Here is a 21,987-nt window from a genome sequence, read left to right on the forward strand (position 1 = left end):
AGCTGAAAAATTGATTCATAAATGAAAAAAAAGAATCTTTTTGTAGAAAGAATAGCGTTTTTGGTATGCAAATTTTTAAAGAACGTATATAGACCTTTAGAAAAAGAAAAACCTTACATGAAATGAAACCAATATAAATTCGGCTTGCTATAATGGGATGTACACGGTATTTGTTAGAGGTTTTTGCCGATTATTATGTAAGAAGGTATTAAAACTTTAATTTAAATATCTGTATAATAAAATGTATATTTCTATGATATAGTAAGAAAAAGGGGGCTTACAAATGGAAATGATTCACGAAAGAGCAAAGCTACGGTTAATGGATGGTAATGATGTCGAAACTTTGTTTTCGATTGTAGAAGGAAATCGAGATATTTGGGCGTATTTAATCTCTAAAATGGATAGTGTGCAAGATATGCAGCAATATGTGCAAAAAGCGATACAAGGTTATGGAAAGGGTACGCAAATCCCTTTCGTTGTAGTGGATCAACAGACGAATACGATTGTAGGAAGTACACGTCTATATAATATTTCAGTGGAAGATAAAACAGTCGAGTTAGGACAAACGTGGTATCATCCAAGTGTCCAGCGTACGAGTATCAATACAGAGTGTAAGTATATGCTTCTCCAGTATGCTTTTGAAAAACTGCATATGCTCAGGGTACAAATTAAGACGGATGCAAGAAATGAAAAAGCACAACGAGCAATTGAAAGGTTAGGCGCAGTAAAAGAGGGTGTGCTTAGAAATGAAAGAAAATTACCAAATGGTTATGTGAGAGATGCAGTTGTGTACAGTATTATCTCGAGTGAATGGCCAGATGTGAAAAAACAATTGTTAGAAAAATTAGAGTTGTATAAAGAAAAGCTATAATTCGTGTTTTGAAAGGTATATTGTTTGTGATACATGAAAAATATACCTTTTTTCTTACAAAATGCTACTTTATTTTAATTCCTTTTGTTTCATCGTTCCCTTCTGAGAAAAAATTCGTTACAATGTAGTTGTATGGTAATAAACTTATGAATTTAAAACATGTAATGAAAACCGCAAATGAAAATGAATTGATAATCCTCAATTTTAAATGAAAACCCTTTTATACATAAATAACAAGTAAAGTTCCTTCTTTTAAATAAACTCAAACAAAACGATTTGATATAAATGTTTTTTTATAGAAGTATGGATGATGTACGGAGGCAATTACAAATGAAAGAAAATAAGAAGAGTAAGAAAAGACGAATCTTTCAAGTATTTTTACTAATGATTTGTTCTGCTATTTTATATGTAAGTTATGCAGCTTACGATATTTGGAGTTATCGTTTTAAAACAGATGATAGCGTGAAAACGGATGCTGGTATCGTACTAGGAGCAGCTTCTTGGAATGGAAAACCATCTCCTGTATTTAAAGAAAGAATTAATCATGCGATTTCTTTATATAAGAACGGAAATATTAAAAAGATTATTTTTACAGGTGGTACAAAGTTCGAGGCAGAGCTTGAGGAAGCGCGTACTGCAAGAGTATATGCAATGAAACAAGGTGTAAAAGAGGAAGATATTTTGATTGAAACAAAATCCCTTTTCACTGAAGAAAATTTAAAGAATGCGAAGGAAGTTGGAATAGAGAACGGAATACGCACATACACGATTGTAAGTGATCCACTTCATATGAAACGCGCAATGAGAATCGCAAAACATATTAATATTGAAGCGTATGCTTCACCAACGCCGACATCAGCATATAAAACGTTAGATACAGAAATCCCATTCTTCTTTAAAGAATTATTCTCATATATTGGATATGTAACCTCGTTGCCATTAAAGGCATTGAAGGGAGACTAATAAGGAAAGAATCTATTTTTCAATAGGAACTTTTCTTATTAGTCAAAAACATTGTATTTTTATCGGAATAGTGAAACAATAGAGAGGTAGCTTCATATAATCATAATGACAAAATGAACGGTTTAAGAATCGAGCATAAAGGAGATTATAGTATGGCACTCTCATTTGTTGAAACAGAAAAACAATCTTTCATTATTGAACAAATAAATAAATTGATTCCGAAGTTCATGGAAAGGGAGCATCAACTAAGTGAATTAGGATCATTTCCGTATGAAAATATAAATGATTTGAAAAATATCGGATATACGAAATTAACGTTACCGAAGAAATTTGGTGGTAGTGCGATTTCTTTATATGACTTCGTTCTATTTCAAGAGAAAATTGCGGAAGGCTGCGGGGCTACTGCCTTATCGATTGGCTGGCATCTTGGCATTGTGAAAGAACTAGCGGAAAATCGCTCTTGGAATGATGAGATGTTTAAATGGTTTTGCGAAGAAGTGCGAAATGGGGCGCTCTTTAATAGGGCAGCAACAGAACCGAAAACAGGGAGCCCGACGCGTGGCGGTAAACCAGAAACAATAGCGGTTCAACAAGGCGAGAAGTGGGTTATAAATGGAAGGAAAACTTTTACAACGATGGCGCCAGTACTTGATTATTTTATTATTTCAGCGAGTATGGAAGGCCGTGAAGAAGTTGGTGAGTTTGTCATTCCAAGAAATACAATCGGTGTATCCATTGAAGAAACGTGGGATAGCGTTGCAATGCGAGGGACTGCTAGCCACGACCTTGTCTTACAAAATGTAGAGATAGAAAGCCGTTTTTTTACGGATGTAAAAGGCGGGAAAGTGAAACAAAAGGGTATTGGCTGGTTGTTACATATACCAGCATGTTATTTAGGAATTGCACAATCAGCAAGAAATTATGCAGTTCAGTTTGCGGGATCATACAAACCAAATAGTTTAAACCATTCTATTAGTTTATTACCGAATGTTAGAAGATTAGTTGGAGAATTAGAACTCGAGCTTATGCAAGCTCGCGTCTTTTTATATCAAATTGCGAAAAAATACGATGAGGCAGAAGATAAACTGTCACTGCAAGCAGAATTAGCGGCAGTGAAATACGCCGTAACAAATGCGGCGATATCCATAGTGGATAAATCAATGCGCATCGTAGGAGCAAAAAGTTTATCAGAAAAAAATCCGCTTCACCGTTACTATTTAAACGTTAGAGCAGGACTACACAATCCGCCGATGGATGATGCAACACTATCTATGTTGGCGGATGCGGTGTTTCGGTCGTAGTTTTTTAGCTTGAATTTTATTGTTTATGTACAATATAGTTGTTTTGAAAGCACGTGTTTGATTAGTAATCGAACGCGTGCTTTTTATTCGTTGGATATACTAGTTTAAAAAGCACACGTTTTAATATAAATGGTTATCATGATTTTGTAAGTGTTCCTTGATGGAAAAACATTTGCCATCTTCCCTCTATCAGTTTCCAAATGGAGCTTCGCAAAGTATTCTGCATTCTAGTTTCATCTCTTACACGATATGTTGCCAACACTGTATCGTCCGATATAGGGTATATTTCAAAATTAGAAAGAGTCATTTCTCTTACACTAAGTCCATCTCCACCAACAGAGTCCTTCTTATACCAAACGTTTCCTGAACTTCCAAACTCAAAAAATTGTCTGCAAGTAACTTGTCCAGTTCAGCTGGATTTGTACGAGTTTTAGGTTCTAATAGTTTTTCCTCTAGTGCACATAAATGCTTTTTTAATTCAGAGTGCTTTTTCACGTGATCATCCCCATATATTAATTATTGTACAACAACTAAACTGCTCTTTTTTTAACTAACGAAAAGGATTTTGACTAGTTAGATAATTGGCTGCGTATTATTATAATGCCAGTATAGAAGCGTTGTAAACATTTGTCTTATCTAATCCCAAATTAAAGGTCTTTCCAAATCTACCATTCGTAAATATTGTAAAAATTGACCTGCATGGACCGCATCATGATAAGCAATTCGTAATAGCATATCGCCTAAATATCGTTGATAGCCAACATCGCTTCGATCAATAAGTCTTGAATCTAGATCTGCTATGCTTATTGATTGAACATATTCTATGAAATCGGCAAAACATGATTGCGCTAATTCAATTTCTTTTTTAACACAAGTAATCGGCTCGTCATCATACGGGATATGTACGTCGTTTATTGAGCCGTTGTTTTTTAAAATCATATGATAGTAAAAAGTTGAGCTCCATACGTGACGAATCATTTCACCAAAGGACATAGCCTCATGATCAGGCTTCCAATTAAGAAAAGTATCGGGAAGAGAATTCCATAATTTTTCTGAGCGCCTTCTCGTTTCTTTTAAATTTAGTATACTAAGATCAATTGTATTCATAATACATTCTCCTTTACTATTAAACTTAAAATAATTGTATCAATTAAATAGTTAGGGTATCATCGAAATATGAATGTATATCCGAATATCTCATATATAGCTAAACTCATTGCTGAACCTACAAGAGCAATCATCTTAGATTGTTTAATGAATAATCAGGCACTACCTGCTAGCGAATTGGCTTATAAGGCAAAAGTGTCACATCCAACGATTAGTTCTCATCTTTCTAAATTAGTAGAGGGGAATCTACTTACAGTTGAACAACATGGTAGACATCGTTATTATAGACTTGCTAATCAAGAGGTAGCAGAAGTTCTTGAAAAGTTAGGAACAATTGCACCAACAGTCCAAGTTCGTTCTTTAAAACAATCGGATCAACTAAAACGAATTCGTTATGCTCGAACTTGTTATGATCATCTTGCAGGCAGACTCGGTGTAGAGATAACTGAAAAATTACTACATAGGGAATTTATAATTTTAAAGGAAGGAGAATACATTGTAACGGAACAAGGTAAGCAATGGTTTCTGAATTTTGGAATAAATATTGAAAAGGCAAATATAAAAAGGAGAGTATTTGCAAAACCTTGTCTTGATTGGAGTGAACGACGCTACCATATTTCTGGTTGGTTAGGATCTGCAATAGCAAAACTATTTTTTGAACAGGAATGGATTACAAAAACGGATAAGAATCGGGCTGTCCATCTTACACAAAAAGGTATGAAGTTATTGAAGGACCAATTAGGCATTGATATGGACAATAAAAAAGTCCATCAAAATGCAGTGTCTCCTGTCGAGTGAAAAATATTAAATAACCTGAGTCTATACATAGACTCAGGTTATTTGATTTTCTTTTAATCTTTGATGATATTTGCGCACGGTAACTTTAGCATAATTCGCTTTACGGAAAGAGCTTAAATGAAAATATAGTAGTTCAGGAAGTTCTATTAAATTATTAATCATATTACTTAAAAATTATGCGTAAGAATATAGTAAATGAAGGGAGATATAAAATGAATAAAGTGAAACTGAAAGTATTTAATATAAAGTATGTCATGATATGTCTTTTATTCACAATTATATGTATCCTCACTTCATTCGTCATTTCTAGTAATTCTAGCGTATTTAAATCATTTTATATGAATCAGTTATTAGGAACGAATTCTACTAAAGGTCTTATGTATATGATAGGAAGTGAAAATCGTTATTTTGCAGAAGAATTTCATAAAGAAAAAGGAAGAGCGTCTTTAGAATCTTTTTTACTATCACTTTCTACAAACATTAATGTAAATGATCTCCGTAGTTTATTAACTCGAGAACTTCCAAATATGAATCAATTTTATTCAGAAATATTAATTGCCGGGGAAGGAACAGATTATACGAACATTCCTGAAGAATCCAGCATTCCTTTAGAGAATATTCAAGATAAAGGTACTGCTGTTAAACACCCAAAGAGTGAGAAAGAAAACAATTCAAATACACAAAATAACGGTGAAAATAAAGTTTTTATTTATCATACACATAGTTGGGAGTCGTTCATTCCTCTCATTCCAGGTGCTACTATACCTGATGATGCCTCTAGTACAAATAATGAAGTGAACATTACGTTTGTTGGAAATTATTTAAAACAAAAGTTAGAAGAAAAAGGTATAGGTGTTTCACATGATACGACGAATATGAGGGATTTTCTGCGAAGTAAAAATTTAAATTGGGCTCAATCTTATAAAGGGTCCCGTCAAATATTACAAGATAAATTAGCACAAGATAAAAATATTATGTTTCCTATTGATCTTCATAGGGACGATGCACGAAAAAATATTACGAAGAAAACGATTAATGGAAAGGATTATGCACGACTCTATTTTATTTTAGGTCGAGAAAATCCTAACTATGAAAAAAATAAAAAAATAGTAACGGCAATCAATTCATATTTAGACGAGAAGTATTACGGTTTAAGCCGAGGTATTTTTATTAAAGATCGTAAAAGCGGCAATGGAGTATATAATCAAGACCTTTCCCCAAATGCATTACTTATTGAAATGGGAGGGGTAGATAATACACCAGAAGAATTATATGCTTCCGTTGATGCATTAGTAGAAGCATTTAGCCACTACTATAATGAAGTGACTAAGAAAAACAACTAAATATAGAGGGAAAACTTAGTGTTTTTGTAAAATGAAAAGGAGTGACACCTAGTCAGGCGTTCTAGGGGGTTACTCCTTTTTTGTAGAATATGAAAAATATAAGATTACCAATACACGTTATCAATTGAAAAAATCTTTCTTTTCATTCTTCTTTTTATCGTTTTATAGGAGAATACTATGCTTCTTATTTCACCTACTGTATAATAAGAAAAAAGCACGAAAAGAGGTCATCTCATGCTAGAGGTTATTGCAACATGTTTAGAAGATGTGAAACGAATTGAACGAGCTGGCGGGAAGCGAATTGAATTAATTTCATCTTATACAGAAGGCGGTTTAACGCCGAGTTATGCATTTATAAAAAAAGCGGTAGAAGCAGTACAAATACCGATTCACGTTATGATTCGGCCGCATGCGAAGTCTTTTACATATACGGAAGAAGAAATTGAAATGATGAAAGAGGATATTGTAGTTGCTCAGAAATTAGGAGTAGCTGGTGTTGTATTAGGTGTATTAAATGAAAGAAATGAAGTGGATGAAGAGAAACTAGTGGATTTATTATCTGTGGTAGATGGGATAAATGTCACATATCACCGTGCAATAGATGACATAGAAAATCCAGTAGAAGCGATGAGAACGTTAAAGAAGTTTCATAAAGTGACTCACGTCTTAACTTCAGGTGGACAAGGGAATATAGTTGATAATATTCCGGTGCTTACAGATATGCAAAAGGTAAGCGGGGGTCAAATTCAACTTGTTGTTGGAGCTGGTGTAACGAAAGAAAATATAAAGCAATTGCTAAATGAAACTGGAATTTCGCAAGCTCATGTCGGTACAGCGGTAAGAGAAGGGAAATCATGTTTTGCTGAAATTGATCCTAATTTAGTACAAGAATTAGTTCAAATCATACAATAAACAATTAAGAAAGAGGAGAAACGATGAAGGAAAATACGAAGAAAGAATTATTCTCATGGGCGAAAACTATAGGATTTACCCTTGTATTAATCGCAATTATTCGCGGTGTTTTATTTACACCGTCATTAGTACAAGGCGAATCGATGATGCCGACTTTAGAAAATAACGAACGAGTTCTCGTCAATAAGATTGGTTATAGTATAAGTGGATTAGAACGCTTTGATATTATCGTTTTCCATGGAAAAGAAGGATATGATTTAGTAAAACGAGTAATTGGTTTACCAGGCGATACAGTTGAGTATAAAAATGATGTTTTATATGTAAACGGCAAAGCGATGGAAGAACCATATTTAAAAGAGTTTAAAGAAAAAGCAGCAGGCCGTGTATTAACTCCAGACTTTACGTTAGAACAAATTACAGGAAAAACGAAAGTGCCAGAAGGCCAAGTGTTTGTATTAGGTGATAATCGTGAAGTTTCTAAAGACGGTCGTATGTTTGGATTTATTTCAGAAGATGAAATTGTCGGAAAAGGACAAGCTGTTTTCTGGCCGTTGAAACAAGTAAGAGCGTTATAAAGAAAGAAGTATGGGAGAAATATTCTTCCATACTTTTTTTATGCCTATTTATTTAAACGTTTGGTTTTGCTATAACTTGAGCTTTTGAAAGAGAACCATCATTATTTCTAAAATTTATTTTGTATTCACTTTACATAAAGGTTAAGTAGTTGAAAAATATATTGATAGAATTGAAAGAATATTTTATAATTTAAAATTATATGTTTGTTTCGAAAAATGGAATTTAAGTTCCGTAATTCGGAACAAGAAGGAGATAGAATGAGTATAAATAAAACGGCAGTTAAGACAATGGATATTTTAAAGTTGTTTTATGAGCATGAAGAACTCAGTTTAACAGAGATGGTTCAGCTTACAAGTATGCCGAAAACATCTGTTTATCGTTTAATTGGCTCGTTAGAAGAAATGGAGTTTTTACAAAAAAACGAAAAGGGGAAATATCATTTAGGAGTCGTTTTTTTACGGTTTGGTCAACTTGTATCACAAAGATTATCAGTAAGAAATATTGCGATTCCATATATGAAAGAGCTTAGAGGTAGTTTAGGGCAGGCAGTTAATTTAATTATTCAAGATGGTAATGACGCGATTTATGTGGAAAAGATGGAAGGCGTTCAGCCTGTACGTGTATATACAGCGGTTGGAAGAAGAGCACCACTTTATGCTGGTGCATGTCCGAGAATTTTACTATCGTATTTCTCAGAGGAAAAGAAACGGAAATACATAGAGGAAACGGATTTAAAACAGTTTGCAGATGGAACAATCGTAGATAAGGAACAATTGTTAGAAGTGTTACAAATGGCGAAAAAGGAAGGACATACGATTAGTTATTCGGAGTTAGAAAATCATACAGCAGCTATAGCAGCGCCTATTTTCGCAAGCGACGGAACGGTTGTAGCAGGCATTAGTATTTCAGGATTAGCAATTGAGTACAGCGAAAGTAACATTTCATATTTTATCGCTAAGGTGAAAGAGACAGCGAATCGCATTTCGAAAGAACTCGGCTTTTTGGCATAGAAAGAGGGAGTAGGATGAAATTTTCTGCGTTAGGGGATCAAGCAATTATTGTTACATTTGGTGAAGAAATCGGGATGGATGTATACGAAAAAGTACAACGACTATTTCAAGTGTTGCAGCAACATCCGTTTACAGGAATGATTGAATGCGTTCCGTCATTTACTTCATTGGCCGTTTACTATAATTTGTATGAAGTATGGAAGGGAAATGATAGAAAGATAAGACCGTATGATTACGTATGCCAATACATAGCTAGAATGTTAGATACGTATAAGGAAGAGCTGAAACGAGATGTGAAACATATTTCTATACCCGTTTGCTACGGGGGAGAATATGGACCTGATTTAGAAGAGGTGGCACATTATCACGGTTTACAAGTAGAAGATGTCATTCGCATACATAGTGAAACAACGTATTTTGTGTATATGTTAGGCTTTACACCAGGGTTCCCGTATTTAGGAGGACTATCGAAAGAACTAGAAACACCTAGAAAAGGAATACCGCGGTTACAAATCTCTCCTGGTTCGGTAGGGATTGGCGGAAATCAAACAGGTATTTATCCGCTTGAAACACCGGGTGGATGGAATATTATTGGCCGAACACCAATCTCCTTATTTAATCCGGAAGAAGAAACACCGACCTTTATTCAAAGCGGTATGTATTTACGATTTATCCCAATAACGAAGGAAGAGTACGTATCACTTGAGGCGGCTAAAGAATGGATGTAGAAGTTTTGCATGCAGGTATGTTTACAACAGTCCAAGATTTAGGGCGGTCTCATTACCAACAATACGGCGTACCTGTTGGCGGGGCTATGGATCAAAGTGCACTTCGGATGATCAATATGTTAGTTGGTAATGAAGAAAATGAAGCGGGACTCGAAATGACGATTATGGGACCGAAATTGTTAATAAAGAAAACGACTTTACTTGCGATTGGTGGAGCGGATATGGAACCGTTATTGAATGGGGAACGTATTCCATTGTGGCGTCCCATTTTAGCAGAAGAAGGTAGCATGCTTTGCTTTGGAAAAGTGAAAAGTGGTTGCAGAACGTATGTGACTTTTGCAGGTGGTATCCATATTGATCGCATAATGGGAAGCAAAAGTACTTACATACGTGCTGCGATTGGAGGTATAGAAGGAAGAATGTTGAAAAAGGGTGACTACTTCCAAATTGGTGTACAACCAGAAATGGCGAATCGTTTCATTCAAGACTTACAAAAAGATGAGAGAATAAAAACGAAATGGGCAATTAGCAACAGCGTACTACCAAAGTATAAGAAACATCCTAAGCTTCGTGTCATAGCTGACTTTGAATATGATCAATTTACAGAAGAAAGTAGAAAGGCATTTTTTACGAAAGAGTATAAAGTATCTAATTATACTGACCGTATGGGCTATAGGGTTGAGGGAGAAGTATTAAATAGGATGGAAGAAAAAGAGATTTTATCGAGTCCGGTTACATTTGGGACCATTCAAGTGCCAAATGGCGGACAGCCGATTATATTAATGGCAGATAGGCAAACGACGGGCGGATATCCGAGAATGGGAAATATTATTTCAGTAGATTTACCTCTTCTTGCTCAGTTAAAACCAGGGGACTATGTATGGTTTGAGAATATTACGCTGGAAGAAGCGGAACAATTGTACATAGAACAAGAAGTAAATATGAATCTATTAAAAAAATTCATCGCTTTACGAAGTTGAAATTAGGAGGAAAACACTGTGACTACAATTGATTTAAACTGTGATTTAGGAGAAAGTTTTGGCGCTTATAAAATGGGGAGTGATGATGAAATTCTTCCGTTCGTTTCCTCTATAAACGTTGCATGTGGTTTTCATGCGGGTGATCCGTCCGTTATGCGGCAAACGGTTGAAAAGGCAATGCAGCATAACGTAGCGATAGGAGCACACCCAGGATTTCCTGATTTAATTGGATTTGGTAGAAGGAACATGAACGTTTCAGCAAGTGAAATATACGATTATGTTTTATATCAAATTGGTGCATTAGACGCTTTTGTAAAAGCAGCTGGCGGGAAGATGCTTCATGTGAAACCACACGGTGCTCTTTATAATATGGCGGCAACTAATCCGGAAATTGCAGATGCAATCGCAAAGGCAATACATCATATGAATCCAAGTTTATTACTTTACGGATTAGCAAATAGTGAGGCGTTTATACAGGCTGCGGAAAAATACAACGTAACTCTCGTACAAGAAGCTTTTGCAGATCGTACGTATAAGCAAGATGGAACATTAACGAGCCGGACAGAAGAAAATGCGCTTATAAAAAATGAAGATGAAGCGATAGAGCAAGTGCTACAAATGGTGAAAGAAGGCTATGTAAATTCGGTGAATGGTGAGAAAGTAGCAGTTCAGGCGCAGACGATCTGTTTACATGGTGATGGAGAGAAAGCTGTACAATTTGCGAACAAAATATACAGAACATTCGAAAATAATGAGATTTCTATATGCGCACCGAAATAAAATAATGAGGGGAAGTGTTGGAATTGGTGAAATTAATCGGGATATTACTTGTTGCGGTGGGCTTTTTATTTAGATTGAATACACTTTTAGTCGTTATGGTTGCAGGTATTGTTACGGGGATGGTTTCGGGATTAAGCTTTTATGATGTAATCAGCATGTTCGGTAAATTTTTCATAGAAAATAGATATATGTCTATGCCTATTATACTAACTTTGCCGGTAATCGGAATTTTAGAGCGTTACGGTTTAAAAGAAAGAGCAGAAGCACTTATAACGAAATCAAAAGGCGCAACAACTGGAAGAGTATTAATGTCATATTTCACGATAAGAGAATCATCAGCAGCACTAGGTCTTAATATTGGTGGTCATGCACAAACAGTAAGACCGCTCGTTGCACCTATGGCAGAAGGGGCTGCGCAAGGTAAATACGGTAAGCTCCCTGAAAAGTTAAGAGAAAAGATTAAAGCGAATGCAGCCGCTGCGGAAAATACTGCTTGGTTTTTCGGAGAAGACATTTTTATCGCAACTGGTGCCATTTTATTAATGAAAGGATTCTTCGATTCAGTAGGTATGCATGTCGGTGTATGGGATATGGCACTTTGGGGTATTCCAACTGCAATATCTGCACTTATCGTCAGCTGGATCAGATTTAGAAGATTTGATAAATATATAGCGAAAACGATGACAGCAAAAGAAAAAGAAGAGAAGGAGGCAATATAAGATGAATATTATTACAATGGATACAATCTATTACGTATTAGGTATAATCGTTGCCTTTATCGCTGTTCGTATCGCATTCGATCGTGAACATCCAAATCGATTTGGTTCTAGCCTATTTTGGGCGTTATTTGCAGTTACATTTTTATTCGGAAATGTAATCCCTTCGTTTTACGTTGGCTGTATTGTACTCGCTATGGTTGTGTTAGCTTCACTAAATAAAGTAACAAAATCAGAGGAGAAAGAAGTTCCAGTACAAGAGCGTGTGAAACATGCGGAGAAATTAAAAAATAAAATCTTTATGCCTGCACTATTAATTCCTACTTTTACAATTATCGGTACGTTAATGTTAGGGAAAATGAAATGGGGAAATGTCTCCCTTGTTGATCCAGACAAAGTAACGCTAGTAGCATTAGCACTAGGAGCATTACTTGCATTCGTTGCGGCGATGCGTATTACAAAATCGAAGATAACAACTCCTGTACAAGAAGGAAGTAGACTATTACAAGCTGTCGGCTGGGCTGTCATTTTACCACAAATGTTAGCGGCACTTGGCGGTATTTTCGCGAAATCCGGAGTTGGACAAGTCGTTTCTGATTTAGTCGGACAAGTGTTACCGACAGAGTATCCGTTCGTTGCTGTTATGGCGTATTGTTTAGGAATGATGCTTTTCACAGTCGTAATGGGAAATGCATTCGCAGCGTTTGCCGTTATTACTGGCGGAATTGGTTTACCTTTAATTGTACAAATGCACGGCGGAAACCCAGCAATTATGGCCGCTCTTGGTATGTTTGCTGGATATTGCGGAACGCTGCTTACGCCAATGGCAGCAAATTTTAATATCGTTCCGGCAATGCTTTTAGAGCTAAAAGATAAAAATGCAGTTATTAAAGCACAAGTACCAATTGCTCTTTCAATCTTTATCATAAATATGTTTATTATGTACGGCCTTGTATATCGTTTCTAATTAGGAGGGGAAAACTATGAAAACAGTATTACTAACAGGATTTGATCCGTTCGGCGGAGAAAGCATCAACCCAGCTTGGGAAGTCGCAAAAAGTTTGCATAAAAAAACAATCGGAGAATATAAGATTATTAGTAAACAAGTCCCAACTGTATTTGATAAATCAATACAAGTTTTAAAAGAATATATAGATGAACTAAACCCTGAAATGATTATATGTATCGGACAAGCTGGGGGCAGACCAGATATTACGATAGAGCGTGTCGCAATTAACGTTGATGATGCAAGAATTGCTGACAATGAAGGGAATCAGCCGGTAGATGTACCGGTTGTAGAAGAAGGACCGGCTGCCTATTGGTCTACACTTCCGATGAAAGCAATTGTAAAAAGACTTCAAGAAGAAGGCATACCAGCTTCCGTTTCACAAACAGCAGGTACATTCGTTTGTAATCATTTATTCTACGGACTCATGCATGAACTAGAGAAACAAGATAAGAAAATAAAAGGCGGATTTGTTCATATTCCGTTCTTGCCAGAACAAGCGAGTAATTATCCAGGCCAAGCAAGTATGTCACTTTCTACTATTCGTAAAGGGATAGAATTGGCAGTAGAGGTAACGGCGACAGTTGAGGTCGATATTGTGGAAGTTGGAGGCACGACGCATTAAATAGAAGAATAACTTGGGATACAATTAGAATCCATAGATGATTTTATAAAGTTTTGGAGAAATAGGGAAATGGGTGATACCCTATTCTTCGGAGTAATATTATGTGTCAAGCGTATAGAAGGTTAAATCTAATGTTAATATTTTGTTATACGATAAGGATGTAATAGAAATACAAAAGCAACTTCAAGATGATAAAGTAGCTAAATAGCAGGTTTAAAAAATGTTCACAAAATAATATAATAACTAGTAATAAAGGAAAAGAAATCTTAAAATTGGATTTCTTTTTAATTTGATGAAACTATTTACATTGTATAATATTCCATGGTAAAGTTTTCAAGGGGAAAATAAGTATTAGTAACATCATGGAGGGTACATTATGAAAAAACAAATTTCAGTTTTATTAGGCAGCATCATGCTGACAGGAAGCATTCTTACAGGTTGCGGAAATGAAAAAACATCCACAGAGAATAAAGAAAAAGCAACTTCTGCAGAGCAAAAAGATGTTTCTAACAAGTCCGAAAAAGAGGAAAAAGGTACTGTAAACCTATCTAAAGTAGGGCAGAAAGCTAAAGCAGATGGTAATGAAGCTGAATTAATGAAAATTAAAGAAGTTAACCAAACTGTAGATATCGCACCTATTAAATATACTGTAAAAGATATGAAGATTATTAAGCTTAATAAAGTTAATAAGTCTATGACAGAATTTTTACTTCAATATACAGGTGGGAATAAATTACCTGATGATCTAAATTACATACAAATTCAATATAGTGTAGAAAACACTAGTGATCAAAATGTAGATTTCTATGGTCTTCAAAAAGTTGTTCTGAACAATGGCGAACAGCTGGATGCAATTGGAAATGATTTTATTTGGGAAAGCGAAGATAGTGATAGTAAATTTTATGGTAAAGTAAAAAAAGAGGGAAGTGTAGGTCTTATTATTAAAGGGAAGCCTGAGGAGATTACATCAGCTAAGTTAATCTTTAGTAATACGGTTAATCCTGATGGGTATGAGACTATTACGGAAGAACAACAAGCAGAATTCCAATTTTAAAAGAGAGGCATACGCTTCTCTTTTATATTTTACAGATAATATTAACTTACTAATTAACTAGTTAGAATAAGAAAGGTGTTTACACTGTTAATTAGCAAATAGGGGTAAGTATCATATATTTCTACTGAATTTAAATTATGAAGTGAAAAAGTTAATACATGTTTGCATGCGTTATTGTTATACTATAAATCAAATCATACGACACCTCCTGTAAACAACTGGTATAATAAGTATAGCAATATACATAGAGGTGATTTTTGTGCAACAATTTGAAGAAGTACGTTTGATTTTAGAAAAAGCGAAGAAAATTACAGTATTAACAGGAGCTGGTGCAAGTACGGAAAGTGGTATTCCCGATTTCCGTTCAGCAAATGGATTGTATGCTGATGCGAATGTGGAGATGTATTTATCAAGAGGATATTATAATAGAAGTCCGAAAGAATTTTGGAAGCATTATAAAGAAATATTTCAAATCAATACGTTTCATCAATATAAGCCAAATCGTGGTCATCGTTTTTTAGCAGAGCTAGAAGAGCAAGGGAAAGATATTACGATTTTAACGCAAAATATTGACGGTTTACATCAATTAGGTGGTAGTAAACATGTTATTGATTTACATGGAACACTGCAAACTGCACATTGTCCGAAGTGTAAAACGGGGTATGATTTGCAGTATATGATAGATCATGAAGTGCCGCGCTGCGAGAAGTGTAATTTCATTTTAAATCCAGACGTTGTTTTATACGGAGATACATTGCCGCAATATCAAAATGCGATAAAACGTTTATATGAAACAGATGTGCTTATCGTTATGGGAACGTCATTAAAAGTACAACCTGTCGCTTCATTCCCACAAATCGCAAAGAGAGAAGTAGGAGCAACAACCATTTTAGTAAATGAAGAATTAACAGGACAAGAGTATAACTTTGATTTTGTTTTTCAAAATAAGATTGGTACGTTTGTTGAAGGGGTATCTTCAATAAAATAAGTTATCGAAAAAACTGAGGTATTCACCTCAGTTTTTTATTTGGGTAATCACTGTTTAAAACATTTTAATAATGTAGCAACCACATCTCTATAACCTATAAAAAATGTTTTGGTTGGCAAAATAGCAGAATAGGAAGAAATGTTTTCTTTAACGAATACACAGTCGTCATAAAGTAAACTAATATGTAGCTGTTGTAAAGGTTCTATTTCGTTTTGCTTTAAGTATAAAACTAAATCATTATAAAGTTGCGTACTATACCCACTTACAGAACAGTCTAATGAATGCTGACCTGCTATGCTAGTCCACCATACTTTAAAACTACACAGTAATTCTTTAAAGGATTCCTCATTACATAATTGAGTTTCAAAAAGCTTCTCATAGAAGATATTATTTCCCTCATAAAAAATTTGTAAATCATATCGGTCGTTAGCAATTTGTTTACGAAGTATATGCCATAATTCCTTGAAATGATCTTCAAAGTCAGTAGAGAAATTTACTTGTTTTGCTATGTAAGGAAATCTCAAATTTTCCTTTTTCTCTTTTTGGTTAAGATACATATTTTGAATGTAAATCATAAAGTTTAAACAAAATGATGTATTAGTATGTATTGTAAATGAATCTGTCATTTCATTTTCTCCTTAGTAATGTCTTTTATTGATTTATTTCTTAAGTATACAACCTTTCTTTTAGAATAACATTCATGTTATTCCTTAATAAGGGAATGGTAATAAATAGGATGTGAAATTAAAAAACTGAAAATTAAATCTTTTATTTCTTTTATAATTAATATAAAATTCTATATATATCATATAAATAAATTTGATACATAATGGTTCTACGTAGAAATGTTAATAGAATGAAGCGAGGGAGCGAAATGAGACAGAAAAAGGAGCAGAAGAAACAATCGAAAAAGAAAAAGACTCATATTCCTTTTCGGTTAAATGTACTATTTTTTATCGTCTTTCTTTTATTTTCAGCTATTATAATTCAATTAGGTAAAGTGCAAATCATTGATGGAGAAACGTATAGAAATGAAGTGAACAAAAAGGAAGACGTAACGGTAAGTACACCTGTTCCTAGAGGGAAAATGTTTGATCGACAAGGTCAGGTGATTGTAAATAACAAACCACTACGAACTGTTACATATACGAAAATGAAAGGAGTAGATTCGAAAGAAGTTTTACAAGTAGCAAGACAATTAGCACAGTTAATTGAAATGTCGCCAGAGGATATAGACAAGTTAACAGAAACAGACAAAAAGGATTTTTGGATGCAGTTAAATGAAAAGCGGGCAGCAGAAAAAGTAACGAAAGAAGATGAGAGTAAATTTAGGAAGCAGGAGATAGAAGGGAAAGAATTAGATAAAAAAGTTGAAGAGTTACGTAGGGAAAGAATTACACAAGAAGAATTAAGCGAACTTTCAAAAGAGGATTTAGAAGTATTAGCAATTAAAAGCAAAATGAATGCGGGATATAAAATGACGCCGCAAATCGTTAAAAAAGATGTAAGTCAAAATGAATATGCAGTCGTAAGTGAAAGATTGGCAAGCTTGCCTGGAGTAGATACGACAGTAGACTGGGAACGTGAATATCCAAATGATAAAATACTTCGTTCTATCCTTGGTAGCGTTTCTACTGAAAATGAAGGATTGCCAAGAGAACAATTAGATTATTACTTAGTACGTGATTATAACAGAAATGATCGTATTGGTAAGAGTTACATTGAAAAACAATATGAAGATGCACTCCATGGAACGAAAGAACAGACTAGAAGTATTACAGATAAAACAGGAAATGTGATTCGAAATGAAAAAGTAACCGAAGGAAAAAGTGGAAATAATTTAATGTTAACAGTGGATATGGAATTACAGAAAAAAGTAGAGCAAAGTCTTGAAAAGAATTTACGAGCATTTCATTCTGCAGAGCCGATGATGGATCGTGCATTCGTTGTAATGATGAACCCGAAAAACGGTCAAATTTTATCGATGGCAGGAAAGAAAATTGTAAATAAAGATGGCGGGATGCAAATAGAAGACTACGCTTTAGGAACGATGACAAGTTCTTATGAGTTAGGGTCAACTGTGAAAGGGGCTACATTATTAGCCGGTTATCAAACTGACACAATTAAGCCGTATACGCATTTCTTTGATGCACCAATGTATTTTAAAGGAAGCTCCAAGCCGAAGAAATCGTGGAAAGAATTTGGTGATATTGATGATTTAAGAGCTTTACAAGTTTCATCAAACGTTTATATGTTTAACACGGCTTTAAAAATGGCAGGTATAAATTATGTGCCAAACAATCCATTAGACATTAAACAAGAGACATTTAATAAAATGCGTTACTATTTTAGACAGTTTGGCTTAGGTGTACCGACTGGTATTGATTTGCCGAATGAATCGATTGGTCAAATGGGGAGAACAGATAACATACCTGGTTTTTTACTCGATTATGCGATTGGACAATACGATACATATACGCCGCTTCAACTTGCTCAATATATTTCAACAATTGCAAACGGTGGTTACCGAATGAAACCGCAAATTGTGCAAGAAGTGAGAGAGCAACCACATAGACCAGAGGATGTTGGAAAAGTTATTCGGTCTATTGAGCCAGTTATTTTAAATCGAGTGGATATGAACACCTCATACATTAATCATGTAAAAGAAGGATTTAGAAGAGTTTTTCAAGAGAATGATGGAACTGGTACTGCAACGTTTAAAGGATTACCATATAAACCAGCTGGAAAAACAGGAACAGCTGAAACCGTGTATGGTGGAGAAAGTGAAATTGGAAGAGATGAAAACAATAATAGAAAAAAATGTTATAATTTAACTCTTGCCGGTTATGCACCATATGATGCTGATCCAGAAGTAGCTTTTTCAGTTGTTGTACCATGGGTAAATGATGACAAATCAGGAATTAATTCCGCGATTGGTAAAGAGATTTTGGATGCGTATTTTGAATTGAAAACGAAAAGATCGGGTGGAAATCCAGTCCCAGTAGAGCAGCCGAACAAGGCCCAGTAAAAATAATATCACTGCATTGAGACATATGGTGCAGTGATATATTTTTGATTTAAAAAGCGTTTGAATAAGGTGGGAATGGATATGAAACAGGAGATTAAGAGAGGTTGGGGGAAATACATACTCTTCGTGTTTGTTTTGGTAATAGCTTATCATTCTTTTACTTTATGTAAAGTGGAAGGGAAATCGATGCAACCGACTTTATATGAAGAAGACTACGTATTTGTAAATAAAGCAGCCGTACACTTTTCCGATTTAGAGCATGGAGAAATTGTCATTATAAAGGAAGAGGATGAATCAAAATATTATGTGAAACGAGTAATAGGACTTCCTGGTGACGTAATTAACATAACGAATGGATCTGTATATGTGAATGATAAAAAACAAGAAGAACCGTATACAAATAAAGATTTGTTCAATAATACGCAAGTGTTTTATAACTTTCAAAAGACAAAAATCCCGCCAAATAAGTTATTTGTAATGGGAGATAATCGTGAACTTAGTAGAGATAGTCGAAACGGTTTAGGATATATTGAAGAAGATAATATAATAGGAAAAGTGGAATTTGTATATTATCCTTTTTCAAAAATGAAGATCATAGAATAAGTGGGGATTTACAAAACCCCACTTATTAACGTTTCACTTTACCTTCTTTAAAAAACCTTTTGGGTTAAATGATATGAAAAACTTATGCTTAGATTCATCGATTATGAAATTGTTATTTGTAGCTAAAAACTCTTCAACTGCTTCCATTGGACCAGGCCCCCAATCGGGAGAAACAGGATTTCCATTAATAGATGTATCTTCTACGATAATATAACTGCCTGTAGTAACGATAGATTTATAAAGCAACAATTCTTTTGCTACATGCTCTTTACTATGATCTGAATCTAAAATAACTAAAATCACATCATTAGGTTTACGCATACTTAATATTGTTTGCACAGCGGTTACTGAAACAGAAGAAGCTGTTAAATACGTAATACGATCATGGGATGGACGATTTGGTTGTGGAAATATATCGATAGTCAGAACGTGACCTTTGCCAATTAAATCTAATATAGAAGCTAAATATAGTGCACTACCACCATAACAAGTGCCACATTCAATAATTAAGTCGGGTTTTAATTCGTAAATCATTTCTTGATACAAAAATAGATCAGAAGGAAGTTTGAGAATGGGGACTCCAAGCCAATGTGTATCATATAACCAGACTCGACTATCGTAAAATTGTTTTAAAAATTCGCTGCTTATGTTATCGATTTTGAACACTCCTTTCTGAAACGAAAGTTGTACAATATATTATGTGAAATATAATTGTAAGGAGAATGTTTTTTAATAAAATTGAGCAAAATACCTCATTAAAAGCCAATTATTTGTATAATAAAAAACTTTTTGCAGGAAGTTACAGTTTAAATCTGTAAATGAAGGGAAAAGGAAAGGAGATGAACGTATGTATAAGTACACAATTTGTTTCATTAGAAAAGGAAAGAAAATACTCTTATTGAATAGAAACAAAAAGCCGAATATGGGAATGTGGAATGGTGTTGGTGGAAAAATTGAAGACAATGAAACACCATATGAAGGAATAATTAGAGAAACGCTTGAGGAAACAGGCATAGATTTTCCAAGTGTAACGTATAAAGGGAATGTAGTTTTTAAAAGCAAGGACGAGCCTCAGGGGCGTGAAGGAATGTACGTATTCCTTGCTGACCTGCCAGATGGAGTACATATGGACACACCAGTAAGTACGGCGGAAGGATTATTAGAATGGAAAGAAATTGATTGGATATTAAATAAGGATAATAGAGGTGTAGTTAGCAATTTACCAAAATACTTACCGATAGTATTAACAGAAGAAAATAAGTTAGAGCATATATTCACGTACGATAATGGGAATATTATTCATTACACAACTTCATTTTTGACAGATGATAATGCGAACAAACGATATGTAAAAAAAATCTTTCATACTCAAGTTAATAAAATATTTCAAAGAGCAATTAGCATTTGTATGTTGATTGCTCTCATTATATATGCGAGGTGATGATATGTTTCAGAAATACAATTCATTGGCCATAATCGTTATATGTACGATGTTCCTTTTTGTAGCCTGTTCTAAAAGTGATACAGAACTTAAAGACATTCAAAAAGTAGATTACCTCGTATCCTATTCAAATGCAATGAAAGCCGGTGGTTACATATATGCATATGATAAGAAAGGAAATGAGATTAGTAAAATAGAAGTGGATGGCCAAAGTATAATGAGTAATGCAAAAGATGGGGAGGGGTACTACTTCTCATCAAATAGAAATAACAATCATTATGTAATTAATAAGATTGGTAAGGTACAAGGGATCAATATTCCTAAAGAATTACAAGATGTAAACGCAGGGGCATATTTTATACATGCAGAGCAAGGTTATAAATTTTATGATGTGAACATTGGGCTGGTAGACGAAAAGAAAGGATATACAAGTGAACTCGTATATTGGAAAGAGAATGATAAAAGGCAAGAAAGTGTAGAACTAAAGGGAACGATTCAAGGTGCGCATATTATTGAGAATCATATATACGCATTTTCACAAACGCTAGATAAAGTATATATTTCAGAAATAGATTTGGTCACAAATAAAAAAACAAACGAATTTGAAATTCCTAATGAAAATGTGTATTTTGCACCAACTCCTCAAAAAGTAATTTTTCAAAAGTATAAAGATAAACTAATACTCGCATTAAGTGATAATGTAAATCAAAAGTTGTCTTCTAAATTAATGATGATAAACCCGAAAACTAAAGTAGTGGAAAAAGAAACGGTATTAGATGACAAGCAATTCATACCTGTTTTAGTGCAGGTGTATGATAATAAGGTGTACGTTTTAAATCATGATGAAAAAATAAAAGAGTTAGATGAGAATTTGAATATCATACGTACATATTCATTACAAAGTGACAAAAATACAAAAATCGCTAGAGAGGACAAAGGGATTTCGGATATACAAGTACATGGTAATAAGTTATACATCTTATACAAAGATATGAATCCAAAGAGTGAAACGAAACAATTGGTAGCTGAGATTGAAGGATATGATTTGTTAACAGGAGGAAGTATTGAAAAGACTACTTTACAATTAGAGAGGAAATGGGATGATATTACCTTTCTTGTATTAAAAGAGTAAAAAAATGATTTGAAGGGGGTAACTC

The 21,987-nt window shown here is 34.4% G+C and carries 23 protein-coding genes and 1 pseudogene; 20 read left to right on the forward strand and 4 right to left on the reverse strand.

Annotated elements, in window-relative coordinates; genetic code table 11:
* Positions 1-283: 283 nt before the first annotated feature.
* The 3 genes from ACTFSI_RS14420 to ACTFSI_RS14430 all read left to right on the forward strand — a co-directional run bounded on the left by ACTFSI_RS14420 (position 284) and on the right by ACTFSI_RS14430 (position 3,135).
* The gene (locus ACTFSI_RS14420) at positions 284-871 is read left to right on the forward strand and encodes a GNAT family N-acetyltransferase (RefSeq protein WP_000425201.1); all 588 of its coding nucleotides are present in this window, start codon (positions 284-286) and stop codon (positions 869-871) included.
* Positions 872-1,201: 330 nt separating this feature from the next.
* A complete protein-coding gene (locus ACTFSI_RS14425) occupies positions 1,202-1,834 on the forward strand; it encodes a YdcF family protein (RefSeq protein WP_000662223.1) in 633 nt (210 codons plus the stop codon).
* Positions 1,835-1,986: 152 nt separating this feature from the next.
* Positions 1,987-3,135, forward strand: a complete 1,149-nt coding sequence (locus ACTFSI_RS14430) for an acyl-CoA dehydrogenase family protein (RefSeq protein WP_138321715.1) — start codon at positions 1,987-1,989, stop codon at positions 3,133-3,135.
* A gap of 136 nt (positions 3,136-3,271) precedes the next feature.
* Here the strand turns inward: ACTFSI_RS14430 and ACTFSI_RS14435 are convergent.
* Together ACTFSI_RS14435 and ACTFSI_RS14440 are read right to left on the reverse strand one after the other, a co-directional pair.
* A pseudogene (locus ACTFSI_RS14435) lies at positions 3,272-3,630 on the reverse strand (nuclear transport factor 2 family protein).
* Between the two features lie 141 nt (positions 3,631-3,771).
* Positions 3,772-4,242: a DinB family protein gene (locus ACTFSI_RS14440; protein WP_138321717.1), complete on the reverse strand. Its 471-nt coding sequence runs from the start codon at positions 4,240-4,242 to the stop codon at positions 3,772-3,774.
* Positions 4,243-4,311: 69 nt separating this feature from the next.
* On the opposite strand from ACTFSI_RS14440, the gene ACTFSI_RS14445 reads away from it, so the two are divergent.
* From ACTFSI_RS14445 to ACTFSI_RS14505, 13 genes are all read left to right on the forward strand, one after another.
* Complete coding sequence (locus ACTFSI_RS14445; RefSeq protein WP_138321719.1) at positions 4,312-5,040, forward strand: ArsR/SmtB family transcription factor; 729 nt, start codon at positions 4,312-4,314, stop codon at positions 5,038-5,040.
* A 212-nt stretch (positions 5,041-5,252) separates the two neighbouring features.
* Complete coding sequence (gene spoIIP, locus ACTFSI_RS14450) at positions 5,253-6,383, forward strand: stage II sporulation protein P (RefSeq protein WP_138321721.1); 1,131 nt, start codon at positions 5,253-5,255, stop codon at positions 6,381-6,383.
* Between the two features lie 234 nt (positions 6,384-6,617).
* Positions 6,618-7,295 (forward strand): copper homeostasis protein CutC, encoded by a 678-nt coding sequence (locus ACTFSI_RS14455; protein ID WP_000895095.1) that lies wholly within the window; start codon positions 6,618-6,620, stop codon positions 7,293-7,295.
* Between the two features lie 23 nt (positions 7,296-7,318).
* Positions 7,319-7,870: a signal peptidase I gene (lepB, locus tag ACTFSI_RS14460; RefSeq protein ID WP_000662493.1), complete on the forward strand. Its 552-nt coding sequence runs from the start codon at positions 7,319-7,321 to the stop codon at positions 7,868-7,870.
* Positions 7,871-8,128: 258 nt separating this feature from the next.
* Positions 8,129-8,881 (forward strand): IclR family transcriptional regulator, encoded by a 753-nt coding sequence (locus ACTFSI_RS14465; protein ID WP_044792990.1) that lies wholly within the window; start codon positions 8,129-8,131, stop codon positions 8,879-8,881.
* A gap of 14 nt (positions 8,882-8,895) precedes the next feature.
* On the forward strand, positions 8,896-9,609 hold the full coding sequence (gene pxpB, locus ACTFSI_RS14470) for a 5-oxoprolinase subunit PxpB (RefSeq protein ID WP_440045442.1): 714 nt from the start codon (positions 8,896-8,898) through the stop codon (positions 9,607-9,609).
* On the forward strand, positions 9,600-10,589 hold the full coding sequence (locus ACTFSI_RS14475; RefSeq protein WP_138321723.1) for a biotin-dependent carboxyltransferase family protein: 990 nt from the start codon (positions 9,600-9,602) through the stop codon (positions 10,587-10,589). Before pxpB ends, ACTFSI_RS14475 begins: the two co-directional genes overlap by 10 nt.
* Positions 10,590-10,607: 18 nt before the next feature.
* Complete coding sequence (gene pxpA / locus ACTFSI_RS14480) at positions 10,608-11,369, forward strand: 5-oxoprolinase subunit PxpA (protein WP_138321725.1); 762 nt, start codon at positions 10,608-10,610, stop codon at positions 11,367-11,369.
* A 23-nt stretch (positions 11,370-11,392) separates the two neighbouring features.
* Positions 11,393-12,088 carry a DUF969 domain-containing protein gene (locus ACTFSI_RS14485; RefSeq protein WP_000239802.1) on the forward strand — a complete coding sequence of 232 codons (696 nt, stop codon included), beginning with the start codon at positions 11,393-11,395 and terminating at the stop codon, positions 12,086-12,088.
* A 1-nt stretch (position 12,089) separates the two neighbouring features.
* On the forward strand, positions 12,090-13,052 hold the full coding sequence (locus ACTFSI_RS14490; RefSeq protein ID WP_138321727.1) for a DUF979 domain-containing protein: 963 nt from the start codon (positions 12,090-12,092) through the stop codon (positions 13,050-13,052).
* Between the two features lie 16 nt (positions 13,053-13,068).
* The gene (gene pcp, locus ACTFSI_RS14495) at positions 13,069-13,716 is read left to right on the forward strand and encodes a pyroglutamyl-peptidase I (protein WP_138321729.1); all 648 of its coding nucleotides are present in this window, start codon (positions 13,069-13,071) and stop codon (positions 13,714-13,716) included.
* A gap of 376 nt (positions 13,717-14,092) precedes the next feature.
* Positions 14,093-14,770: a hypothetical protein gene (locus ACTFSI_RS14500; protein ID WP_000744245.1), complete on the forward strand. Its 678-nt coding sequence runs from the start codon at positions 14,093-14,095 to the stop codon at positions 14,768-14,770.
* A gap of 259 nt (positions 14,771-15,029) precedes the next feature.
* The gene (locus ACTFSI_RS14505; RefSeq protein ID WP_138321731.1) at positions 15,030-15,758 is read left to right on the forward strand and encodes an NAD-dependent protein deacylase; all 729 of its coding nucleotides are present in this window, start codon (positions 15,030-15,032) and stop codon (positions 15,756-15,758) included.
* Between the two features lie 47 nt (positions 15,759-15,805).
* Here the strand turns inward: ACTFSI_RS14505 and ACTFSI_RS14510 are convergent, their stop codons facing one another.
* Positions 15,806-16,384, reverse strand: coding sequence for a hypothetical protein (locus ACTFSI_RS14510; RefSeq protein WP_138321733.1), 579 nt, complete (start codon positions 16,382-16,384; stop codon positions 15,806-15,808).
* A gap of 248 nt (positions 16,385-16,632) precedes the next feature.
* On the opposite strand from ACTFSI_RS14510, the gene ACTFSI_RS14515 reads away from it, so the two are divergent.
* Positions 16,633-18,786 (forward strand): peptidoglycan D,D-transpeptidase FtsI family protein, encoded by a 2,154-nt coding sequence (locus ACTFSI_RS14515; RefSeq protein WP_001249214.1) that lies wholly within the window; start codon positions 16,633-16,635, stop codon positions 18,784-18,786.
* Between the two features lie 81 nt (positions 18,787-18,867).
* Positions 18,868-19,389 carry a signal peptidase I gene (lepB, locus tag ACTFSI_RS14520; RefSeq protein ID WP_000806877.1) on the forward strand — a complete coding sequence of 174 codons (522 nt, stop codon included), beginning with the start codon at positions 18,868-18,870 and terminating at the stop codon, positions 19,387-19,389.
* A 33-nt stretch (positions 19,390-19,422) separates the two neighbouring features.
* Here the strand turns inward: lepB (ACTFSI_RS14520) and ACTFSI_RS14525 are convergent, their stop codons facing one another.
* A complete protein-coding gene (locus ACTFSI_RS14525; RefSeq protein ID WP_014481705.1) occupies positions 19,423-20,055 on the reverse strand; it encodes a CmcI family methyltransferase in 633 nt (210 codons plus the stop codon).
* Positions 20,056-20,236: 181 nt separating this feature from the next.
* Between ACTFSI_RS14525 and ACTFSI_RS14530 the strand changes: the two genes are divergently transcribed.
* A complete protein-coding gene (locus ACTFSI_RS14530; protein ID WP_241747723.1) occupies positions 20,237-20,830 on the forward strand; it encodes an NUDIX hydrolase in 594 nt (197 codons plus the stop codon).
* A gap of 4 nt (positions 20,831-20,834) precedes the next feature.
* Positions 20,835-21,962, forward strand: a complete 1,128-nt coding sequence (locus ACTFSI_RS14535; protein ID WP_000487032.1) for a hypothetical protein — start codon at positions 20,835-20,837, stop codon at positions 21,960-21,962.
* Positions 21,963-21,987 lie beyond the last annotated feature (25 nt).

Origin of the sequence: Bacillus cereus group sp. MYBK101-2 (genome assembly GCF_051918845.1) — a bacterium.
In the GTDB taxonomy this organism is placed as follows: Bacteria; Bacillota; Bacilli; order Bacillales; family Bacillaceae_G; genus Bacillus_A; species Bacillus_A paranthracis.